We start from the raw sequence: 22,304 nt of genomic DNA, 5'->3' as shown, positions 1-22,304 counted from the left end.
GACGAAGAGCACCCCGTGTCGGGGTCCTCACGTGACGTCGTCCACGGCGGCAGGGTCAGGGGTGTCTCCCCGGCCCCGGTGCCGCGTCAGCTGCCCGCCGATGTGCGGGGCTTCGTCAACCGCGTCGAGGAGTTCGAGCGGCTGAACGCGGTCCTGACCGGTGAGGACGGTGACCCGCGCGTCATCTCGGTGTGCGTGATCGCCGGTACGGCGGGCGTGGGCAAGACCTCGCTCGCGCTGCGCTGGGCCCACCAGATCCAGGAGCGCTTCCCCGACGGGCAGCTCTACGTCAACCTGCGCGGCTACGACCCGGGCGAGCCGGTGACCGCCTACGACGCGCTGCACCGGTTCCTGGTCGCCCTCGGTGTCCGCGCTCCCTCGGTGCCGCAGGACCTCGACGCCGCGGCCGCGCTCTACCGCTCCCTGCTGGCCGGTCGCAGGATGCTCGTCGTCCTCGACAACGCGGCAATGGTGAGCCAGGTCCGTCCCCTGCTGCCCGGCAGCGCGGGCTGCCTGGTCGTCGTCACCAGCCGCAGCCGGCTGTCGATCCTCGCCGTGCGCGAGGGGGCGCACCGCCTGACGCTGGGCACGCTTCCCGAGGCGGAGGCGGTCGCCCTGCTGCGGGCCGTCACCGCCGGATACCGTCCCGAGGACGACGAGGCCAAGCTCACCGAGCTGGCCAGACTGTGCGCCCGGCTGCCGCTCGCCCTGCGGATCGCCGCGGAACGGGCCGTCAGCTACCCCCACATGCGGCTGGACGATCTGATCGCCGACCTGCGTGACGAGTCCGCCCTGTGGGACGCGCTGAGCACCGGCGACGACGAGGAGGCAGGGGCCGTACGGACGGTGTTCGCGTGGTCCTACCGCGCGCTGCCCGAGCAGGTAGCCCGGCTCTTCCGGCTGCTCGGCCTGCATCCAGGTCCCGAGTTCGGGCTGTACGCCGCGGCCGCGCTCTGCGGGCTGACCCCGAGCAGGACACGGCAGCTACTGGACTCCCTGGTCGGCGCCCACCTGCTCGAACAGGCGACGCCCGGCCGCTACCAGTTCCACGACCTGCTGCGCGCCTACGCCGCCGACCAGGTGCAGCGGGACGGCTCGTCCGACGACCGGGAGTCCGCGCTCCGCCGCGTCCTGGAGTGGTACCTGCACACCGCCGGTGCCGCCCAGAGCTGGATCAGCCCCGCAGAGGATCGCGTACGGCTCGCGCCCCCCGAGGAGGGTGTGCGTCCGCTGACCTTCGCCGACTACGACGCGGCCGTCGACTGGTCGGAGCGTGAGCACGCCAACCTCCTGCAGGTCGCCAGGACCGCGACCTCGGCCGGATACGACGAACTCACCTGGCAACTGGCGGTCGTGCTGGCGAACATCCAGCCGCCCTCGGCGCCGGTCGCCGACTGGCTCGAGGTCGGCAGGCTCGGCCTGACCGCGACGGAACGGCTGGGCGACCGGGCCGCGCAGGCGCGGCTGCTCACCGAGTTCGGCATCGGCTACGTCCGGATCAACCGGCTGGACGACAGCCTGGAGAGCCACCGCAGGGCGCTGGAGATCCGGACCGAGCTGGACGACCGGATCGGCCAGGCCCACTCGCTCAACCTCATCGGACTGGTCAACCTGCGCAGGAGGCGGTTGGACGACGCGGCACGGCACTTCGAGCGGGCCGTCGTCGCGTTCAGGGAGCAGGGCTCGGCGCACTGGGAAGCGACCACCCTGGCCAACCTCGCCAGCACCCACTACCACGCGGGACGGCTCACCGAGGCGGAGCAGGCCGTACGGCGCGCACTGGAGATGCACCGCTTCCTTGAGAGCAGGCGCGGGGAGGGCAACGCGCTGCGGCTGCTCAGCGACGTCCAGCGTGAGCAGGGCGAGGTCGAACCGGCCCTGACCTCGGCGCACGAGGCGGTGGAGATCGCCCTGGCCCTCAGGAACCACCGGCTTGAGGGCTTCTGGCTCATCGCCCTCGGCAACGCCCAGCGGGCGGCCGGGCAGTTCACCGAGGCGCTGTCCTCCTACCAGCGCTCTGCCACGCTCCACCGCCGCCTCGGCGACCGCAGCAGGGAGGCACTTGCCTGGTACGGCGTGGGCAGGACCTACCGCGCGCTCGACCGGCACGCCGAGGCCGCCGACTTCCACCGTCAGGCCGCCGCGGCCCACCACGCGCTCGGCGACGCCTGGCACGAGGCTCTGGACCTCGACGCCCTCGCCGAGGCCCTGGTCGAGGACCCGGAGGCGGCCAGGCGGCACCGGACGAAGGCGCTCGGCCTGCTCACCGACTACGACGACCCCCGGGCTGTCGCGTTCCGCCACCGGATCGAGCGGCGGATCACCTCGGACGACTGAACGGCTCCCGCCGTGCCAGGACGGGAGCCGCTCACCGGTCGGGATCAGGCGCAGGTGAGGCCAGACTTGGGCTTGGGGCCGCACGGACCCCGGTTGCCGCCGCCGTCCACGACCGAACCGGGTCTGGCCCAGATGAGGAAGCCGCCGTTGGCCAGGCCGATGTTGCCGGTCACGGTGAGGGTGGGCTGGGTGATGGCCCCGGTGAACAGGTGCAGGCCGCCGCGGACGGTGTTCCCGCCCAGGTCGGTGAGCTTGCGGGGAGAGGTGCCGTTGGCGTAGAAGACGTTGCCGGAGACCGGGTCGGGGTTGAGTCCGGCCAGGTTCTGGTTGACCAGCAGACCGACCGTCCTGTTGCTGTGGAAGACGTTGTTCTTCACGGTCGTGAGGCCGAACCCACCGGTGCTCAGCAGCCCGACGGAGTTGTTCATGAAGACGTTGCCGTCGAAGGTGGTCTTCTTACCGCCCCTGACCTCCAGGGCGGTGTCGGTGTTCCTGAAGAGGTTGTCCTGGAAGACGTCCTCTCCGGAGTCGGCGGCGACGGTCACCGGGAAGTTGTCGAAGACCGTCCCGTTGTAGACGCCCCCGGACCCGGCCGTCGTCAGTTTCCCGTCCGTCAGCGTGCTCGACGCCACCGTGATCCCGGGGGAGTCCTGGACGCTGACCTGCCCGTGCACGACACACTGCTCGACGGTCGCCGTGGACGCCACGACCGTCAGGCCCGTCAGGAGGCAGAGGGCCGGGTTGCTGCCGCTCACGGTCAGGGTCGCGTTCCGCGCCCGGGTCGCCCCCGCGGTGACCTGCACGTCCGAGAGCGTCGCCGCCGCGGTGCCGTCGGTGGTGGCCGGTTGCACGGTCACCGCATCCGCGCCCGTTCCCATGATCATGCCGTTCTTCACGGTCACGTTCGAGGCCCGTACGGTGAGACCGTTCCCGGCCAGGACGTGCCCGCCCAGGTCGAGGGTCACGCCGTCGGTGGCGATGGTCAGCCCGCTGTCCACGCAGAGCAGGTCGGTGGTGAGGGCGGCGTCCGCGGTCAGCGTGTCGCCGCAGTTCACCGCCGCCACGCTCGCCTGCGCCGGTACGGCCCCGGCGACCAGCAGGACACAGGCCAGCAGCGCCCCCGATCCGGATAAGATTCCCTTTGTTTTCCTTCCGTGATCCATGTTCACTTCTCCAGACTTTCGGTGAGTTTCTCCGTGTGCTTTTTCCGAGCCGATGAGAAGGTTTTTCCGGCTGGATGGACCACCGTCAAGATTGCCTCTCTCCCGGCGATCGCGGAAGTCAGTGAACTGGTTCTTCACGGTTTGTGGAATCAATCCGTTCCGGGGGTGGCGCCCGTGGCGTGTGTTGTGTCACGAGGACTATGGGGCAGCCGAAACACCTGGTGCGTCGCGGAGCCGTACGGGCGGTGACGGTGTGACCGGATTGGCCCCGGTGAGCGCCCGCCCCCCGGTTCGCGGCGGCCGTACGGCTCTGCCCTGGTGATTTCCTGGTTATCGCGAAACGCTATGGGAAAACCTTATGAACACTCATTCACCCCACGGTCCTCATTTTTTCTGAGCCTTTTCTGTGAAGGGTCGTACGGCCCCGCCGCAGGAGAAGACCGGTGACGAACCCGACGGCGAGCACCCCGGGATCGCGGACCACCTGGGTCAGTCTGGTCCGCAGTGTCGTCCAGTAGCCGGTTCCGCTCCGGTCGCCGTGCTCCGCGGGGGGCAGGTCGAGGCCCGTGACGAGCAGGATGGACACCGCGAAGGTGGACGCGTTCAGGCCGAGGGCGACCCGGGGATCGACGAGGGCCACGAGCACGCCACCGACCAGCGGCCCGGCCGCGTAGCCGACGTTGAAACAGACCGCCATCGCGGCGAAGGCCCGGGGCAGGTCCTCGGGGCGGACCATGCGCGGGATGGAGCTTCGCCCCGCGGGCAGGAAGATCGTGTTGAGGGCGGTCGCCACCGCCACCAGGGGGAGGTGCGTCGCGAGCCCGAACGGCAGGACGGCGGCCAGGAGGAAGGTGACCGCCTGTCCGGCGTCGGCCAGAATCATGATCTTTTTGGCGTCGAGGGTGTCGGCGAGCGCGCCCGCCAGGGGACCGGCGAGCCGGGGCAGCGAGAGAGCCAGCAACATGAGACTGACCGCCCCTGTCCCGTGCGGAGCACAGAGCACCACGAGGGCGACATGCGCCACCTGGTCCCCTCCGAACGAGGCGACCCTGGCCCCCCAGAAACGCCGAAAGTCCCGAGACTCAGGAAGAAAACCCATCGGCCGCCCTCTATAGACGATTACCGGAACTGGCCAGCGTATTGGTCCCCTCTCGGTTTGAGAGTGCAGGTCACGGGATCGCCGTAGCTGGCCGATCTCGACGGAGAAAAGAAGCCCCTCATGGCAGGAGGGGCAGTTAAGATTTGCACGTCTCCGGGAGTTCTGCTGTGTCGCGGTGATGTTGTCATCCCGTACGCTGAGCTCCTTGGTAGGAGGATCGCGCCTCGATTGAGCCGAGTTTCCGCTGCCTCAGCTTGGCCTGGAAAACAGTGTTGCCTTGTGTAAGAACGATGTCTACCTCAGCTCAGTCACTGGCATCGGGGCGGTCACCGCATGGTGCCATATCCGTGAGCAGTAATCCTGCTTCCCTGGCTTGGTATCCCACCCGGAGGTGGTTTCACGGACCGAGAAGAACACAGGTCACCATGTTGGTTTTCAGCGATCGTCTAACTCGGCGAACGTAAGCGGTACGGGGCGAACGTTCAAGCCATGACCGCCTCCGGCGACAGTCTGATCCTGGCCTTCGACCGAGGGCGCCGACGTGCTCACCTTAACTGCCAAGGATGTATCGGTAGGGCGATATTCGTCCTATCGAGACCGACACAAATTGGTCTCGTGGAAGGGAGCCAACTTTGTCGTACCCGGCTGTGTGTTTCCGTCGAGCAGGTGAACGCGCCGATGAAAGCCTGACATTTGCTGCGCGAACTCCGATGCTGCCATAGCGTGCACGCCAGATCACAAGACCGTCCCGGCCGACAGCTCAAGGAAATCTGCTATGGGACTGGCTTGCCAATTCCATCTGTCACTTGCGGATATGACAGTGGTATCAAAAGTGGTCACTGTGAGTGAGGCTTGGCAAGTGCCTAGATGGTAATGTAAATACTTGTGGGGTAACGTTCCCCTATATCGAGGTGTGCATGACCCTTTTCAGGATGCTTGGTACGGTTGACATAGGAAAAATTGGTAATCCACCTGCGTCGAAGCCTTCTGGGATACCCAAGGGATTGTTGCTTACCCTCCTTCTCACCCCAGATTCCTGGGTAATGCGGTCCACTATCATTGAGCTTCTCTGGGACAGACCGCCGAAATCCGCGGAGGCGAACCTGCGGACATACGTCTTTGCTGTACGGCGATGGCTGTCCGCTCACTCGTTGGAGCATCGACTGACCACCATCCGGGGCGGAGCCCATCAGCGTGCCGCATACCGGGTTTCAGTGGCCCCTGAGGATGTGGACACGATCATCTTCACCGAACTTCTGGAGAAGGGGCGACGACTGCTCCGAGGCGGCCACCGAGAGGAGGCAGCCAACACGCTGAATCGAGCGGAGTCGCTCTGGCGCGGTGCGGCGGGCGCGGACGCGCAGGGCTCTGAGCGCCTTCAGGCCAAGCTCGATCTGCTGAACGAACTGCGGATTGAAGCGTCCAGCCTGCTCAACGAGGCGATGATTCTGCTTGGTGATTTCAGACCGCTCAGCCATCGGATCGAAAATCTGCTCACTGAGCATCCGCTCCATGAACGGCTCTGGGCGCAGCTGCTGAGAGTCCGCTACCTCATGGGAGAGCCCACCAAGGCTCTGGACACCTATCGACGGGCGAGCATGACCCTCCGTGAGGAGCTTGACGTGACGCCGGGGCCACTCCTGCAGCGCCTTTACCAGGCGGTTCTCTCTCATGACGACGAGATGATGAGATTTCCCCGACGGTTGCCGATTCTCGGTGCGGAACAGAACTGACCAGCCTCGACACAGCCAATGCCTCTCGGCGACATCTTCTCTCACTCGGTTCTTTCGAGGCTTCCCAACCATCGTTCCCTGATTTGGCCGGAGTGGTCGTTGAGTACTTCTCGTGCTGTGGCGAGACGGGCTCGGAGCAGATCGGCGATCCAGTGCAACGATGCCTCGTTGGACTTTATGAGGCGTTGCTGATATTCGGAGTACAGCGCTTTTCTGAAGCCCCCGTAGTTGGTGGCCGACTGGCATCTCTCATCTGCAGCAGCAGTTTTTTTCTCGACCGTTTTCGCAGGTTCGTTCTCCCTGGTCGCCCATCGTGGGTCCTGTCGCGCGTCCGCCGGACGATCGTAGACGTAACCGGCCGCACGCATACAGGAACTCCAGGCCTTGTCGGCCGTACGCAGTCTGGCGTCGGCATAGGCCTGTTCCGCCGCGTCGGCGGCGAAACTTCCAAGTTGTCTATCGGCAAAGGGAGCCACTGGGGAACGCCCATCCGGGGAGACTTCTCCGCGGTTGAGCAGTCTTTCCACGGCGGAATTGCATCCGCCGGGCGGAACGTGTTTCCCGTTAGCTATTTTGACTTCTCCTGAGAAAACGGCGCCCTGTAACCCTCTGACTATAGGGAAAGGGCGTAGGCCACTGGCCGCGGAGGCCTCTTCCAGGAGCTGTCCCGGCGGTCCGGAATACCCGTAGCGACTCACCTGTTTTGCGCCGAGCCAGCCGAGGAAAGCCGCGTTCCTGGGATAAAAGACCGGTGTCTGTGCAGGCAGTGCTACCTTCAATCCGTACTGAGCCATGCATGCCACAAGCAGAGTCCCTCTGACCTGTTGTATGACCGTGCGTTCCTCGGCGTTGAGATCGTAGGCATCGAGGGGGAGCGTCAGATCGCGTTCGGATGTGATGGCGCCTACTGTTACGGGGATGGCGGTCTGCTGAACTGGGACCTGTTCTGGTGCGAGGACCGTTCCGCAGCCGTTTGCCATGAGAGTGACGATGGCCACTATTGCGAGGGTGACAGCGGCCCTAACCCCTGCTTTCGCCACACCTTGACCTTTCTGAACTGCGTTTTCACCGCCTGAAATCTTCGGGTGCCGAGCCGAAGCCACCGCCTTGGCCCGGCACCCAGGAAGTGCGATTAGCCAGTTCTCCTAGAAGGGGACTTTCGGGCCATACTGCCAGCCGAGGTGCTTTCCGTTTTCAAAGTCATATGGGTTGACGTGGCCCCGAATGTAGGTCGCCTGATCCTTCCTGACCGCCGAGGTATAAGCGCCATCAGTTGACAGGACAGTCCGGTACTGGTTTCCGTTCCAGCCGCACCAGTGAGGGTTTCCCGAATTGTCCCACCAGCCAGTGGTGATCTGCTCGTTCACTGCGGGATTGTAATACACATCTTTTGTCCAGCCATAGGTAGTTCCGCTTCTCGTGGTGGCAACTTTGACGTAGAGATCACTTGTCCCATTGGAATTGTAATGGGAGCCAGCGAGATTCGTTCCCGCGACGCCGAGGGTTTCCGGGTCGCTCACTCCACCGCTTCCACAGGTCACCGTCGCCGCGAGCAGCGAGGCATCCGCTCCGCCTGGACTGTCGCCCTTGGAAACGGGGGCCGGATCGGACACGGCCTGCTTGGAACCGGAGTCCGGGCCGTTGTCCGCGTATGCGGCACTCTGAACGCCGGCGACGGTGACGACGGTGAAGGCAAGGAGCAGAGCAGCTCCACGCTTGTAGAACATGGAAGTTCTCCTCGAAGGGAGGAATAGAGACGCCTGCCACTCTAGGAAGGAAGCGCATATAAAATGTACACAACGGTATGTAGTTGGTGTGAGTCAATGAGCGACGGGGAGGGGTGGGTGATGGAAGAAGCTGGTGAATGGATGAGGCTTGGCGTTTGGGCTGTGCAATATTAACTGATTTTGGATAATTAGTGTTCGCCGTCTCTCCTTTTTCTGGCCTTTATGTCCTGCTAGTTCAGGTCACAGGAGTGGTCGATGGAGTGTTGAGATGCGCTGTGCTGGCTCAGCGGTACGTCAGGGAACGTGCTCATGGGCCGAGGCAGGAAATGTCGGTGGGGGATGGCAGGGTTGGGGGACTCCGTACCGGTGGGCGGGAGCCCTGATCATGGAGGCACGACGATGACATCCTCTCCGTTGCGAGCGGGGCTCGACCGGGTGAGCCAGGCGATGGCCGCGCGGGTCGAGAAGGGCGAGTTGCCCGGCATGGTGCTTCTCGTCTCCCAGGGGGACGAGACGCTGGTCGAGCCGATCGGGGTGACGACGCTGGGCGGTGACGAGCCGATGCGGCGCGACACGATCTTCCGCGTCGGCTCGATGACGAAGGCGGTCCTCGCCGCTGCCACCATGACGCTGGTCGAGGACGGCACGCTGCGGCTGGACGAGCCGGTCGACCGGCTGCTTCCCGAGCTGGCCGGGCGCAGGGTGCTCAGGCGCCTCGACGGCCCGCTCGACGACACGGTCCCCGCGAGGCGCCCGATCACGGTCGAGGACCTGCTGACCTTCCGCATGGGCTACGGCCTGGTCTTCGGGACCACCCCCGACTCGCCGTATCCCACTGTCGATCTGCCCTACCCCGTCATCGAGGCGGCCAAGGAGCTCGACCTCGTCACCGGCCCGCCCGACCCCCGCACGCCGCACGACCCCGACGAGTGGATGAGGCGTTTCGGCACCCTGCCGCTGATGTACCAGCCGGGGGAGCGCTGGCAGTACAACACCGCGTCCCTCGTGCTCGGCGTGCTGGTCTCCCGTGCCGCGGGCACGTCACTCGGCGACCTTTTCAGGACACGGCTGTTCGAGCCGCTGGGCATGGCCGAGACCGGTTTCCACCTGCCCGCCGAGCAGCTCGGCAGGCTGCCGGTCCACTACATGAGCGGCCCGACCGGTGAGCTGACGCCGCAGAACCAGACCACCCCGGAAGACTGGACCAGAGAGCCCGCCTTCCCCTCGGGGGCGGCCGGTCTGGTCTCCACCGTGGACGACTACCTCGCCTTCGCCCGCATGCTGCTGGCCGGGGGATCCCACGGGGAGCGGCGGGTGCTGTCCAAAAGGTCCGTCGAGCTGATCACGACCGACCACCTGACGGCCGAGCAGCGGACCACCGGCGACATCGTGCTCGGAGGGCAAGGCTGGGGGTACGGCGTGTCCGTCGTCACCGAACCGGACGAGATCTCCGCCGTCCCCGGCCGCTACGGCTGGGACGGTGGCTACGGCACCGTCTGGTTCAACCACCCCGCGAGAAACCTGGTCGTCATGGCCATGACCCAGACCTCAGACTTCCTCTTCAACGGCTCCCTGGCCGACCTGGGCAGGCTGGATCAGTGAGTCCGGTAGGGGACGGTCAGCACGTAGGTCGCCGACTCGGTCAGGCGGACCGCCAGTCTGAGGTGCCACAGGCCGGGTCTGGGCACGCTCAGCCCACCGCTGGCGAACCGCCCCGCGCCGTCAGGGCGGAACGTGACGTCGATGGGGCCGAGCCGTTCCTCCGGCAGCGACAGTTGTCCGCTGACCTCGGTGACACGCTGGTCACCTGAAAAGGTGAACGCGACGCTCTGGGGGCCGGGAAGAGTCGGGGTGACGACCAGGCGCGCCCGCACCGGCCCCGCCTGGACCGTGGTCTCGAACGGCGGACCGTAGACGCTCACGGCGGGCGGCGACATCACCAGGGTCGAGGTCACGGCCAGCACGGCGAGGTTGAGGGCCAGCTCGACCGCGACGACCCGCCGGACCAGGGGCCGCGACGCGGTCTGGACCCGGCGTAGCGTCAGGCGTCTGACGACGGCCGCCGCGCTCAGCGCCCCGGCGAACAGCGCCAGCTTGACCAGCAGCAGCACGCCGTACCGCGTGCCGGTCAGGGCGGCCAGGGAACCCACCTCGCGCCAGGCCTGATACACCCCGGAGACCACCAGGACCCCCACCAGCGCCAACGCGACCGCCGACCAGCGTCGCAGGATCCCGTACGGCTCGGCGGGCGGGGCCAGCGCGAGCAGGACGAGCACGGCGAGCCCGCCGACCCACAGCGCCATCGCCGAGATGTGCGCGGTGAGGGAGAGCACCGCGAGCGGGGAGTCGTCGCCGTAACCCGCATGCCCGAGCGCGGCCTCGGTGGCCACGATCCCCAGGGCGGCGAGCCCACCCGCGACGGCGGCCCAGCGGCGTGGCAGGTGGCGCAGCGCCACGGCCCCGGCCAACAGCAGGACGAGCCTGAGCACCGTCAGCCCGCCGTACGCGTAACCCATGGTCGAGGCCAGACTGTCCCAGCGCAGCAGCGCCGCGAACCCGTCACCGGAGGCCCGCGCCCCCTGGGTGAGCAGCAGGACGACGCTCGCGGAGAGGACCAGCCACCATCCCGTCCAGAGCAGCCCCCGGGGCGCCCGGCGCCGCAGCGCGGCGGGCCACAGGACGACGAGGAAGAATCCGCCCCCGACGAGCGCCGCGAGCCCCACCGTCTGCGCGGTGTGGGCCAGCCCCGTCACGTAGTCGAGCAGCGGCGTGGCCCCGGCATCCGTGCTGGGAGCCGGGGCGTCCGGTGCCCGCCCGACGCCGAACTGCAGGGACCCGCCGACCGGATGGGTGTCGGCCGAGACCACGTGCCAGCTGACGATGTAGGTCCCCCCTGGAAGCCGGGGCCGCAGGCCGACGACCACACTCGACCCGGTCCGCCCGTTCCTGGCATCGGCCAGATCGACCCGCCGACCCCCCTCGTCCAGTACGGCTACCGCCGCCCTCTCGACCCGCACGGGCTCACTGAATTCCAGGGTGATCACGGCCGGGGACACGGGCAACGCGGCGTCGTAGGGCGGATCGCTGCGAAGGAGAAAGGCATGCGCGTACGCCGGGGAGACGCCCACCCCCAGGACGACGACCACGAGCACGACCAACGCAAGGAGGCGCCTCGCCGTACGGGCGGTGTCGCGATGAGTTCGAGCAGGTCGGAAGGCCGGGAGGTGTCGTGTCACCCGCTTCGCCGTATGGACGAGGAAGGAAGCGCGGTGACGAGTTCGAGTGGGTTGGAGGGCCGGGAGGCGCCGCATCATCCGCTTCGCCGTACGGACAGGGGGTGCGGGTGGGCAGCGCGGCGATGGGTCCGAGCGGGTCGGCGTGGGGAGGAGTCGCGCCGTACGGACAAGGAAGGACAGGCAAGGAAAGGCGGGGCGGATGATGTCGCGATAAGGCTGCGCAGGTCAAGGGCGGTGTCACGGCTGAGGGTGGCCGGTGTGGTGAGGTGTCGTGTCACGTGTCCTGCCGTACGGCGGGCGCCGAGGGCCGCGCGGACAGCGCCGTGGTCACGGCGACGACGAGGCCGAGGAGGCCGGAGGCCAGACCGGCCAGCCCCAGCCACAGCGCGGGACCGGCACCGGGATCAGCGTCGGGAGACGGCCGCCGGACACCGTGGGCCCCCAACGCGTGACTGCCCTGCTGGGCTCCCGGGGATTCCGAAGCGGAAGGGGGTGACAGGAACAGCACCGGGGCGGGGTGGTCGAGGGTGGTTGTGCCGTCGGCGGAGCGTTCGTCCCAGCGGACCGTCGTACCGTCGTCGTAGGTCTGCGTCGCCGCCAGCACCAGCTCGTCCGTCGCGGGCAGCGGTCCCGCCGAGAGCTGGAACTCCTCGAACTCGTCCGGCCCGATGCCCGTCCCGGAATCGGCGGTCCAGGTGACCGAGGTGACGGCCTCGCGCAGCCGCGTCAGACGGGCCTTCCAGCCGGGGTGGGGTTTGACCCGGACCACGGCGAGCGGTGTCTCCTCGGGCAGCAACAGCCGGATCTGGGTGGTCGCGGCCTTCGGCGACTCGTTGGGCACCCGGACCGTGAGGACGGCGAACCCGCCCTGTTCCGCGTGGTCGGCGACCACCGTGATGTGGGCGGAGGCGGGGAGAGCGGGCAGCGCGACCAGGGCGAGGACCGTCAGCGCCCCGACCACGGCCAGCCGAAGCAGGAGGTTCATCGCACGTGTTCCCTGGTGAGGAGCCCCTCCGCCCTGCCGTCCACCAGGACGACGACCACCTCGGCGGCCTTGAGGGCGTCGAGCGCCACGTCGGCGGGCTCACCCGCGCCGACGGCGGGTGGCGGTGCCTCCAGGTGGGCGCCGACCGGATCGGACGGGTCGGCCCCGCCCGTTTCGAGGAGCCGCCGCAGTCCGGCGGCCGAGACGCTTCCCGCGACCTCGGGGGCGACCACCGGGGGCTTCGCGGTCACCACCGGCACCGGGTGCGGGACGCCGTCGAGCGCCTCAAGCGCCTCCCGGACCGGCACGGCGCGGTGCACGTGCGGGAACCGGTCGCGGGGCGGCACCCGTTCGAGCAGATCCCGTACGGCGGGCCCGTCCCCTTCGTGGTCGAGGAAGCCGTAGTGCCGCATCCACCCGTCGTCGAAGACCTTGGACAGGTAGATGCGCCCCGAGTCGGGCAGCAGCACGACGACCAGGTCGTCAGGGCCGAGCCTCGCCGCCACCCGCAGCGCCGCGACCACGGCCGTGCCCGCCGAGCCGCCGACGAGCAGACCCTCCCGCCTGGCCAGGTCGCGGGCCGTCAGCAGGGACTCGCGGTCGGAGACGCGCTCGAAGAGATCGACGAGGTCCTGGTCGTAGGCCTCGGGCCACAGGTCCTCCGTCGTCTCGGGATGCCGGAAGTGCCCGACGCTCTCCACGAAGTAGGGCCGTCCCTCACCACCGGCGTAGACCGAGGACTCGGGGTCGGCGCCGACCACGGTTACCCGGCCCTGGCTGACCTCCTTGAGGTAGCGGGCGGTGCCGGTGATCGTCCCACCGGTGCCGACCCCGGCCACGAAGTGGGTGACGCGGCCGTCGGTCTGCCGCCAGATCTCGGGGCCGGTCGAGCGGTAGTGGGCCAGCGGGTTGAAGGCGTTGTTGTACTGGTCGGAGAGCCAGGCGCCGGGAGTCTCCGCGGCGACACGCTCGGAGACCGAGCGCACGTGCTCGGGATGGCCGATCGGCACGTTGCCCGGGCAGACCAGCACCTCGGCGCCGTAGGCGCGCAGCACCGCGATCTTCTCCGCGCTGCTCTTGTCGGGGATGACGAACACGCATCGGTAGCCGCGCTGCGCCGCCACCATGGCCAGGCCGACCCCGGTGTTGCCCGAGGTCGCCTCGACGATGGTGCTCCCCGGCCGCAGCAGCCCGCGCGCCTCGGCGTCCTCGACCATGGACAGCGCGATGCGGTCCTTCACGCTGCCACCGGGGTTGAGGTACTCGACCTTGGCGTAGACCGGGCAGGAGAGCCCCTCGGTGACCCGGTTGAGCCGGACCAGCGGCGTACGGCCGACGGCGTCCACCAGGGAGTCGATCACGTCCATGCGTCAGCGCCCGCGCCGAGGAGGTCCAGGATGTGACGGCGTTGCACCCGCAGCTCCGCCTCGTCGGTCAGCCGGGGCCGGGGCGCGGTGACCGGGACGTCGGCGAGGACCCGCGCGGGGCGGTCGGACAGCACGATCACCCGGTCGGCGAGCCGTAAGGCCTCGTCCACGTCGTGGGTGACGAGGATCGCGGTGAACCGCCTGGCGAGCCAGAGGTTCAGCAGTTCGCGCTGCATCGCGAGACGGGTCAGCGCGTCGAGCCTGCCGAGCGGCTCGTCGAGCAGCAGCAGTTCGGGCTCGTTCACCAGCGCGCGGGCCAGGGCGGCGCGCTGCGCCATGCCGCCGGACAACTGGCTGGGATAGGCGTCGGCGAACGCGGAGAGCCCGACCAGTTCGAGCGTCTCGCCGACCCGGTCGCGCTGCTCACCCAGCTTCCCCCTGGCCTGCGGGCCGACCTCGACGTTGCGGCGGACCGTACGCCAGGGGAACAGGGTCGGGTCCTGGAACACCAGCGCCCTGCTCGGATGGGGACCCTGGATGGGCCTGCCGTCAACGAACAACCGGCCCCTGGTGGGGGTCTCAAGGCCCGCGAGCAGCCGTAACAGCGTCGACTTGCCGCTGCCGCTCGGGCCGACCACGGCGGTGAACTCCCCGGAGCCGATCGTCAGCGTCAGGTCGTCGAGCACCGGCAGCGGCCTGCCGTGCAGGGCGTACTCGTGGGTGACCCCCGCGACGCGCACCCCGCCGACGGTCACCGTACGGCCCGCGACCTCGCCGCCCGCCGTGCTCCCGTTCGTCCCGCCCGCCCCGTTCACCGAGTTCCCTACCACCTGACCAGGTCCTTCTGCCAGCGCAGCGCCCGGCTGCGGAGTTTGAACAGCACGGTCATCGCGCCCGCGCACAGCACGATCATCAGGACGATGGCCCCGTACATCCGGGGATAGGCGGCCCAGCCCTTGGTCCACTGGATGTACCAGCCGAGGCCGTCCTTCACCCCCAGCATCTCGGCGACCACCAGCGTGATGAACGACGAGCCGAGCCCCATGAACAGCCCGACGAAGATCTGCGGCAGCGCGGCGGGTACGGCGACGCGCCACACCAGGTAGCCGCTGCCCGCGCCGAGGGTCTGGGCGACGTCGTAGTAGGCCCGCCCGACCCCGGAGATCCCCGAGCGTGTCAGCACCGTCACCGGGAACCACACGGCGATGGTCATCATGAAGACGCTGCCGCTGTAGGTGCTCGGGAAGATCACCAGGATCAGCGGCAGCCACGCCGTGGCGGGCACCGGGCCCAGGCTCATCAGGATCGGGTGCACCCAGTAGTCGGTCCTGCGCCACCACGCCATCGAGATGCCGGTCAGCACCCCGGCCACGGCCCCCAGGGTGAAGCCGATCACCAGCAGCCGCAGCGAGTTGAGGAAACTGCTGACCAGCAGGTCGTGGTCGTTCCACATGGCCTCCCACAACCCCTGCGGGGAGGTGAAGTACGGCACGCTGAGCCGGTCGGTCTTCGCGGTCGAGACCTCCCAGAACACGAACCAGTAGCCGGAGGCCGCGAGCCAGGGACCCCAGTGCCTGATCCGTTCCGCCACCCGCGCGACCAGCGCGAGGACCAGCACCGCAAGGGCCACCAGCGCCGCGACGACCCCCAGGGCCGAGGTGTACGGCACGTCCTGCCGGTCAGGGAGCAGGAGGGTCAGCGCCGCGGCCACCGCCCACACGAGCACCGCGAAGTAGGCGGCGACCGGCGGCCGGAACCCGACACCCCGCCCGCCCTTCCCGTACGGCCCCGCCGTAGAGCCGCCGGAGCCGCCGGAGTGCCCGGCCCGCTCGACGTCGCCGATCGCCGAGGCCGTCATCAGAACGAGAGTCCCAGGTCCGCGTACGCCTTCTCGGCGAGCTTGGCCACGTCCGTCTTCTTGTCCAGATAGCCGGTTCCCTTGAACTTCTCGACGCTTGGCCCGAGCTCCCCCTTCAGGCCCTTGGCCGACGGGTCGAAGGCGTAGGTGCGCAGCAGCGTCTCGATCGTCGCCTGGTCGGCCGCCACGTACTTCTTGTCCACCTCAAGCCTGGCCGTGGCAGTGATGTTGTTGCCGACCCAGCGGCTGCCCTCCGCCCAGGCCGTCACGAGCTTGCGCGCGGTCTCGGGGTCCTCGCGCAGCAGCCGCCCGTTGACGGCGACCGCGCAGCAGTAGTGCTGGGCGTTGGGCCCCTTGCGGTTGTTGGTGAGCTCGATCCCCTCGCCCCTGAGGGTCGGGAGCAGGGCGTTGGGATCGGAGGCGGCGACCGCCTGCACCTCGCCGGAGGCGAGCACCTGGCCGAGCTGGTCACCGGGGAAGACCCGCCACTCGACGTCTTCGGACGGGTGCAGTCCCGCGTCGAGCAGGTCGAGGGAGAAGAACGACATGGCCGAGTCGCCGATGGCGGCGACCCCGATCGTCTTGCCCTTCAGTTGGGCGGCCGAGGTGATGGAGCCGTCCTTGGGCACGATCAGGCGCAGGCAGCCCTCGTGCAGCCCGGCGGCCAGCTTGGCGTCGACGCCCTGCTCGATCGGCTTGAGCCAGCTGAACAGGATGCCGGGGGCGGCGTCGATCTTCCCCGCCCCGACGGCGTCCTTGATCTCGTCGGCACCGGTCTTGACGATCTCCACGTTGAGACCGTGCTTGGCGAAGATGCCCTGGGCGTGGGCGGCGTAGAGCGGGGCCTCGCAGACGCCTCCGCCGTACCCGATCTTGATGGTTCTGCCCGCGGCGGCGCGGGGGGCGGTCCTTGAACCGCTGGAGGAGGTCCAGACGGCCAGCAGCCCGCCACCGACGACGGTCGCCGCCGCGACCCCGCCGCCTACGAGCAGGGAACGGCGGGAGAAGGGATGTTCGTCCTGGGTTTCGGGGGTCTCTGACATCTCGCTGTCCTTTTGTGCTCGTACTGTCGGCGCTCTCACGTGGGGGAAGGTGACAGGAACGGCGGTCAGACAGGACAGAGGGCGCTCGCCACCCGGCAGAAGTCGATGTGGCCTCGCCGGATCAGCCAGGCACTGCGCATCATGTGATCAGGCTACGCACGGCCCCTCAGATTTACAAGTTTTCCTACCTGTTTAATTGGTATTTAGGATGGATGTACCTTTCACGCTTTCGCGGTGGGGCTCAGCGTTCGAAGGCGGCCATGGGGATGGGAAGCCAGGTGGGGCGGTTGCGGGCCTCGTAGCCGACCTCGTAGACGGCCTTGCTCAGTTCGAGGGCGCGCAGCAGGACGGTGTCCTGGGGGTGCAGCCTGCCGCCGCCCGCGGCGTAGCCGTCCAGGAAGGCCGAGCGGTTCAGCGTGGCCCAGTCGGCGGCCCTGGGGAGCAGCGCCGCGGCGTTCGGGTTGTCGGCGAGCAGGTGGCGGGCCGCGTACTCGAAGGAGCGCAGCATCCCGGCCACGTCGCGCAGGGGAGACGACAGCGCGCGGCGCTCGGCCAGCGGCTGGCCCGGCTCACCCTCGAAGTCGAGGACTACCCAGTCGGTCGTCGTGCGCATCACCTGGCCGAGGTGGTAGTCGCCGTGGACGCGCTGGACGGGCATCTCGGAGACCACGTCGGCCATCCGCTGGTAGGCGTCCTCGACCACCCGGGCGTGCTCGGCCAGCGCGGGCACCTCGGTGACCGCCTGGGCCAGGCGGCGACGCTGGTCCTCGACGAGCTGCTTGACGTCCTGGGACTCCATCACGTCGGTGGGGAAGGCGGCGGCCAGCTCGTGGTGGACCTCGGCGGTCGCCACACCCAGCCGGTAGGCCTCGGAGCTGAAGTCGCCCCCCGCGTGTGAGGCCAGGGGGTCGAGCGAGGCGTACAGGTCGCGGACGCTGGCCAGGGCCAGCGACCAGCCGTCGTTTGCGGTCGCCAGGAACTCCTGCGTCATCGCCAGCGTGGTCGTCTCGCCGTCGAGGTCGGTCTCGATCCACCCGTACGGCTGCGCGATGTGCCCGGCGCCGTGCCGGGCGAGGGCGGTGACGATCTCAAGCTCGGGGTTGGTCCCGGGGATGAGACGGCGGAAGAGCTTGCAGATGTAGGTCTCGCCGTACACCAGGGAGGTGTTCGACTGCTCGGCGCCGAGGACCAGGCTGCGCAGGGAGGTGTCGATCGAGACGCCGTCGAGGTGGCGGAAGCGTAGGGGTCCGAGGTCGCGTCCCTCGGCCATTCCGGTGAGCAGGGCCCCGGTGAGGTCGGGGTTGTAGACGGCGTCGTAGTAGTCGCCGCCTATCTTGGCGTGGCTGTAGCGGCCTGAGGTGTCGCCGTCGGTGCCGAGCAGGAGCTGGTAGCGGTCGCGCTCCCCGGCCTGGCGCACCGCGATGATCAGGTGGCGGAGGCCGGGGCTCAGCTCGACGTCGGACTCGACGCCGAGCTCGTCTATCGGGCGCCCCTTACCGGCGAACCATCGCTGATGGGTGATCCAGCCGGAAAGGAGCTCCGTCAACACGGTCTTACGCCTCCTGTGATGCGGGTGGCAGGGTGAACCAATAGAACCCATGCCCAGGAAGCGTCAAAAGATACGGAAGTTCGCCAATCGGCGGGAACGGAACTCCACCCATCGTCTCGACCGGGACAGATCCCTCGAAACGCCGCAGGTCGAGCTCGACCGGCTGCGGGAAGCGCGACAGGTTGTTCACGCACAGCATCCGGTCGTCGCCCAGCTCACGCACGTAGGCCAGGACGCTCGGGTTGGAGGAGTTCAGCTCGGTGTAGGCGCCGAGGCCGAAGACCGGGTGGCGCTTACGGATGTCGATCATGCGCTTGGTCCAGTGCAGCAGGGAGCCGGAGCTCTTCTGCTGCGCCTCGACGTTGATCGCCTGGTAGCCGTAGATCGGGTCCATGATGATCGGGAGGTACAGCCTGCCCGGGTCGCAGTTGGAGAAACCGGCGTTGCGGTCGGGGCTCCACTGCATGGGGGTGCGCACCCCGTCACGGTCGCCGAGCCAGATGTTGTCGCCCATCCCGATCTCGTCGCCGTAGTAGAGCACCGGCGAGCCGGGCAGCGAGAGCAGCAGCGCGGTGAACAGCTCGATCTGGTTGCGGTCGTTCTCCAGCAGCGGGGCCAGGCGGCGGCGGATGCCCACGTTGGCCCGCATCCTGGGGTCCTTGGCGTACTCGGAGTACATGTAGTCACGCTCGTCGTCGGTGACCATCTCCAGCGTCAGCTCGTCGTGGTTGCGCAGGAAGATGCCCCACTGGCAGTTCTCCGGGATCTTCGGCGTCTGGGCCAGGATCTCCGAGATCGGGTAGCGCGACTCACGCCGCACGGCCATGAAGATGCGCGGCATGAGCGGGAAGTGGAAGGCCATGTGGCACTCGTCGCCCCCGGTCGCGGGGTCGCCGAAGTACTCGACCACGTCGGCGGGCCACTGGTTGGCCTCGGCCAGCAGCACCCGGTCCGGGTAGATCCGGTCCACCTCGGCCCTGATCCGCTTGAGGTAGGAGTGGGTCCTGGGCAGGTTCTCGCAGTTGGTGCCGTCCTGCTCGAAGAGGTACGGCACGGCGTCGAGCCGGAAGCCGTCGATGCCGAGGTCGAGCCAGAACCGCAGCACCTCCAGCATCGCGTCCTGCACGTCCGGGTTCTCGTAGTTGAGGTCCGGCTGGTGGGCGAAGAAGCGGTGCCAGTAGTACTGCTGACGGACCGGGTCGTAGGTCCAGTTCGAGGTCTCGGTGTCGACGAAGATGATCCGGGCGTCCTTGTACAGCTCGTCGTCGTCGTTCCAGACGTAGAAGTCGCCGAACGGTCCCTGCGGGTCGTGCCTGGACGCCTGGAACCACGGGTGGGCGTCGCTGGTGTGGTTCATCACCAGGTCGGCGATGACCCGCATGCCGCGCTTGTGGGCCTCGTCCACGAGCTTCACGAAGTCTCCGAGGTCCCCGAACTCGGGGAGGATCTTCATGAAGTCCGCGATGTCGTAGCCGCCGTCACGCAGCGGGGACTCGTACAGGGGCAGCAGCCACAGGCAGTCCACTCCGAGCCACTGGAGATAGTCCAGCCGGTCGATGAGACCCCGGATGTCTCCGGTGCCGTCTCCGTTGGAGTCGGCGAAACCCCGGATGAGCACCTCGTAGAAGACGGCGCGCTTGAACCAGTACGGGTCGCGCGGCTTCTCCTCGTCGAAGGTGTTCGGAATTGGCTCAGGTACCTGACTCACCAGTGGACTCCCCGCTGTTTGCCGGTATGCGTACCCGGCCGGCTCACCGCTGGTTCGCCGTGGCACGCAGAGTGAAGATGTGTGCTGACTGGATATAAGGGTCGAGACGCACGTAGTTGGACTGCCGCCAGCGGTACGACTCACCGGATAGCTCGTCGTCCACGACGAACTCGGCGTTCCAGTCGAGGCCCAGGGCGGGCATGTCCAGCGAAACCGTCGCCTCGTGGGTGCGGTGCGGATCGAGGTTGACGACAGTCAGGACCACGTCGCCCAGGCCGTGCCGTCGTGTGGCCGTGTCGTGGGCGTCGGGCAGCCGCTTGGAGAAGCAGACCACGTCCGGATTGTCGACGCTGTGGAATCGTAGGTTACGCAGTTCCTGGAGCGCCGGGTGTGCTCTTCGCACCAAATTAAGTTGCGTGATCAGTGGAGCCAGGCTACGGCCCTCTCGCTCTGCACTGACCCAATCGCGAGGTCTGTACTGATATTTCTCACTATCTAGGTATTCTTCGCTACCCGGGCGAACTGGGACATTCTCCGCAAGTTCATAACCCGCGTACACACCCCACGTTGGCATGGCCATCGCCGCAATGATGGCTCTAATCCGGAATGCCGCGACTCCCCCATGCTGGAGGTATTCGTGAAGAATGTCCGGAGTATTCACGAACACGTTGGGCCGGAGGAAGCTCGACGTCCCGTGGGAAAGCTCGGTGAAGTACTCCTCGATCTCCTGCCGGGAGTTGCGCCAGGTGAAGTACGTGTACGACTGGTGGAAGCCGACCTTGCCCAGCGCGTGCATCATCGGCGGCCGGGTGAAGGCCTCGGCGAGGAAGAGCACGTCGGGGTCGGTCGCGTTGATGTCGGCGATCAGCCGCTCCCAGAACGCCACCGGCTTGGTGTGCGGGTTGTCCACCCGGAAGATCCGTACGCCGTGGTCCATCCACAGCCGGACCACCCGCTTGACCTCGGCGTAGATGCCCTCGGGGTCCTTGTCGAAGTTCAGCGGGTAGATGTCCTGGTACTTCTTCGGCGGGTTCTCCGCGTAGGCGATCGAGCCGTCGGCGCGGATGTTGAACCACTCCGGGTGCTCCTTGACCCACGGGTGGTCGGGGGCGCACTGCAGGGCCAGGTCGAGAGCGATCTCCATGCCCAGCTCACGGGCCTTGGCCACGAAGGCGTCGAAGTCCTCGAAGGTGCCCAGGTCGGGATGGATGGCGTCGTGGCCGCCCTCCTCGGAGCCGATCGCCCACGGCGAGCCCGGGTCGTACGGCTCGGGCGTCAGCGTGTTGTTGCGGCCCTTGCGGAAGCTGTGCCCGATGGGGTGGACGGGGGGCAGGTAGACGACGTCGAAGCCCATCTTCGCGACGGCCGGCAGCCGGTTCGCAGCAGTCTTGAAATTTCCGGACTTGGGGGCTGTGTCCTCTTCGACGATCGCCCCCTCGGAACGCGGGAAGAACTCGTACCACGACCCGTACAGCGCCCTGCGGCGATCGACCCGCACCAGCCGCCGCTGCGACCTGGTCACCAGCTCACGCAGGGGATGCGCCCGCAGCAGCTCCGCCGTCTCCGGCAACTGGGCCACCACGAAACGGGCCCTGGGGTCGAGCGCCGCGTCACGCAGCTTGGCCGCCACCGCCTGCAACGCGGCCCGGTGCCCGCACACGTGCGCCGACGCCGTCTTCTTGCCACCCTTGCCCGCCGGCTTCTTCGGTTCCTGGCCCGCCGGTGCGCAGTCCGCAGGCCGTACGGCCTTGGCGGCTCGGTCGAAGAGCCGGGCGCCCTCCTCGCACATCAGCTCGGCGTCCAGGTCACGGGGGATCTTGATGCCCGCGTCGTGCAGCCAGGTCGCCATCGGGTCGCCCCACGCCTCGACGCGGAAACTCCACTCGCCCTCTGCGGGCAACGTCACCTCGACGCCCCAGCGGTCGGTGCCCGGCGCCAGCTCACGCATCGGCAGCAGCGGGCCACGCACACCGTCGGGGTTCGTCAGCACGACACCCGCGGCGACCGCGTCGTGCCCCTCACGGAACACGACGGCGGTGATCTCGAAGGTCTCACCCGCGGCCGCCTTCGCGGGGTAGCGCCCGCACTCGACCGTTGGCTGGATGTCCTGGATGGGAATTCGTCCGATCATCGCGTCTCAAGGTAGCGACGGCACACCCGGTGCCGCCGAAAAAGTCGGCAAGGATAGATCTTCGATTCGTCAAAAGCCCCTGGTCACCGGCCTCGATGCAGGACAATACCCTGCCGCCGCACCGACGGTCGGTCACCCGGGGGGTGGGGCGTCGCGACCCACTGATGCGTTGCCCCAATAGTCCATCTTCATGCGCGTAGGTGGAAGAGTGCGGGACCTCTTACTGTTCGGCGAGTTGTTCCCGGGGAGTGGCCTCCCGGTCGATCAACTGCCCTTGGATGTGTTTGGAGCGGATTGATAGTGGTGAGGGGGAGACGCGTGAGTGTCCGGGTCGCCGTCATGGCGCTGAGTAACTAGGGTCTGGCAGC

The 22,304-nt window shown here is 67.9% G+C and carries 16 protein-coding genes; 3 read left to right on the top strand and 13 right to left on the bottom strand.

The window, feature by feature from the left end; genetic code table 11:
• The first annotated feature begins 15 nt into the window (after positions 1–15).
• Positions 16–2,337 (top strand): ATP-binding protein, encoded by a 2,322-nt coding sequence (locus FHS44_RS28795; protein ID WP_221461409.1) that lies wholly within the window; start codon positions 16–18, stop codon positions 2,335–2,337.
• Between the two features lie 44 nt (positions 2,338–2,381).
• Here FHS44_RS28795 and FHS44_RS28790 read toward each other — a convergent pair whose 3' ends face one another.
• Both FHS44_RS28790 and FHS44_RS28785 read right to left on the bottom strand, forming a co-directional pair.
• Positions 2,382–3,500: a right-handed parallel beta-helix repeat-containing protein gene (locus FHS44_RS28790; RefSeq protein WP_184720257.1), complete on the bottom strand. Its 1,119-nt coding sequence runs from the start codon at positions 3,498–3,500 to the stop codon at positions 2,382–2,384.
• 370 nt (positions 3,501–3,870) lie between these two features.
• Positions 3,871–4,599 (bottom strand): MFS transporter, encoded by a 729-nt coding sequence (locus tag FHS44_RS28785; protein WP_184720255.1) that lies wholly within the window; start codon positions 4,597–4,599, stop codon positions 3,871–3,873.
• 1,229 nt (positions 4,600–5,828) lie between these two features.
• On the opposite strand from FHS44_RS28785, the gene FHS44_RS28780 reads away from it, so the two are divergent.
• Positions 5,829–6,332 carry an AfsR/SARP family transcriptional regulator gene (locus FHS44_RS28780; protein WP_184720253.1) on the top strand — a complete coding sequence of 168 codons (504 nt, stop codon included), beginning with the start codon at positions 5,829–5,831 and terminating at the stop codon, positions 6,330–6,332.
• A 41-nt stretch (positions 6,333–6,373) separates the two neighbouring features.
• On the opposite strand, the gene FHS44_RS28775 is transcribed toward FHS44_RS28780, so the two are convergent.
• Both FHS44_RS28775 and FHS44_RS28770 read right to left on the bottom strand, forming a co-directional pair.
• Positions 6,374–7,372 carry a hypothetical protein gene (locus FHS44_RS28775; protein ID WP_184720251.1) on the bottom strand — a complete coding sequence of 333 codons (999 nt, stop codon included), beginning with the start codon at positions 7,370–7,372 and terminating at the stop codon, positions 6,374–6,376.
• 105 nt (positions 7,373–7,477) lie between these two features.
• Positions 7,478–8,059, bottom strand: a complete 582-nt coding sequence (locus FHS44_RS28770; protein ID WP_184720249.1) for a hypothetical protein — start codon at positions 8,057–8,059, stop codon at positions 7,478–7,480.
• Positions 8,060–8,458: 399 nt separating this feature from the next.
• Here FHS44_RS28770 and FHS44_RS28765 point away from each other — a divergent pair, with 399 nt between their 5' ends.
• Positions 8,459–9,661 carry a serine hydrolase domain-containing protein gene (locus tag FHS44_RS28765; protein ID WP_184720247.1) on the top strand — a complete coding sequence of 401 codons (1,203 nt, stop codon included), beginning with the start codon at positions 8,459–8,461 and terminating at the stop codon, positions 9,659–9,661.
• Here the strand turns inward: FHS44_RS28765 and FHS44_RS28760 are convergent.
• The 9 genes from FHS44_RS28760 to FHS44_RS28720 all read right to left on the bottom strand — a co-directional run bounded on the left by FHS44_RS28760 (position 9,655) and on the right by FHS44_RS28720 (position 21,936).
• Complete coding sequence (locus tag FHS44_RS28760; RefSeq protein WP_312863854.1) at positions 9,655–11,211, bottom strand: copper resistance CopC/CopD family protein; 1,557 nt, start codon at positions 11,209–11,211, stop codon at positions 9,655–9,657. The genes FHS44_RS28765 and FHS44_RS28760 overlap by 7 nt on opposite strands.
• Before the next feature lie 358 nt (positions 11,212–11,569).
• Entirely contained in the window at positions 11,570–12,280 is a 711-nt protein-coding gene (locus FHS44_RS28755) for a YcnI family copper-binding membrane protein (RefSeq protein WP_184720243.1), read from the bottom strand.
• Complete coding sequence (locus tag FHS44_RS28750) at positions 12,277–13,647, bottom strand: pyridoxal-phosphate dependent enzyme (RefSeq protein WP_184720241.1); 1,371 nt, start codon at positions 13,645–13,647, stop codon at positions 12,277–12,279. The genes FHS44_RS28755 and FHS44_RS28750 overlap by 4 nt, the downstream gene beginning before the upstream one ends.
• Positions 13,638–14,477 carry an ABC transporter ATP-binding protein gene (locus FHS44_RS28745; protein ID WP_221461408.1) on the bottom strand — a complete coding sequence of 280 codons (840 nt, stop codon included), beginning with the start codon at positions 14,475–14,477 and terminating at the stop codon, positions 13,638–13,640. Before FHS44_RS28745 ends, FHS44_RS28750 begins: the two co-directional genes overlap by 10 nt.
• Positions 14,471–15,505: an ABC transporter permease gene (locus FHS44_RS28740; protein WP_184720239.1), complete on the bottom strand. Its 1,035-nt coding sequence runs from the start codon at positions 15,503–15,505 to the stop codon at positions 14,471–14,473. Before FHS44_RS28740 ends, FHS44_RS28745 begins: the two co-directional genes overlap by 7 nt.
• Positions 15,505–16,548: an ABC transporter substrate-binding protein gene (locus FHS44_RS28735; protein WP_184720237.1), complete on the bottom strand. Its 1,044-nt coding sequence runs from the start codon at positions 16,546–16,548 to the stop codon at positions 15,505–15,507. The genes FHS44_RS28740 and FHS44_RS28735 overlap by 1 nt, the downstream gene beginning before the upstream one ends.
• Before the next feature lie 241 nt (positions 16,549–16,789).
• Positions 16,790–18,097, bottom strand: a complete 1,308-nt coding sequence (locus FHS44_RS28730) for a maltokinase N-terminal cap-like domain-containing protein (protein ID WP_184720235.1) — start codon at positions 18,095–18,097, stop codon at positions 16,790–16,792.
• Between the two features lie 4 nt (positions 18,098–18,101).
• Entirely contained in the window at positions 18,102–19,805 is a 1,704-nt protein-coding gene (gene treS, locus FHS44_RS28725; RefSeq protein WP_184720233.1) for a maltose alpha-D-glucosyltransferase, read from the bottom strand.
• Positions 19,806–19,848: 43 nt separating this feature from the next.
• Positions 19,849–21,936, bottom strand: coding sequence for an alpha-1,4-glucan--maltose-1-phosphate maltosyltransferase (locus tag FHS44_RS28720; RefSeq protein ID WP_184720231.1), 2,088 nt, complete (start codon positions 21,934–21,936; stop codon positions 19,849–19,851).
• Positions 21,937–22,304 lie beyond the last annotated feature (368 nt).

The organism is Streptosporangium saharense (assembly GCF_014203715.1).
In the GTDB taxonomy this organism is placed as follows: Bacteria; Actinomycetota; Actinomycetes; order Streptosporangiales; family Streptosporangiaceae; genus Streptosporangium; species Streptosporangium saharense.
This window is presented reverse-complemented; position numbering and strand designations above follow the sequence as displayed.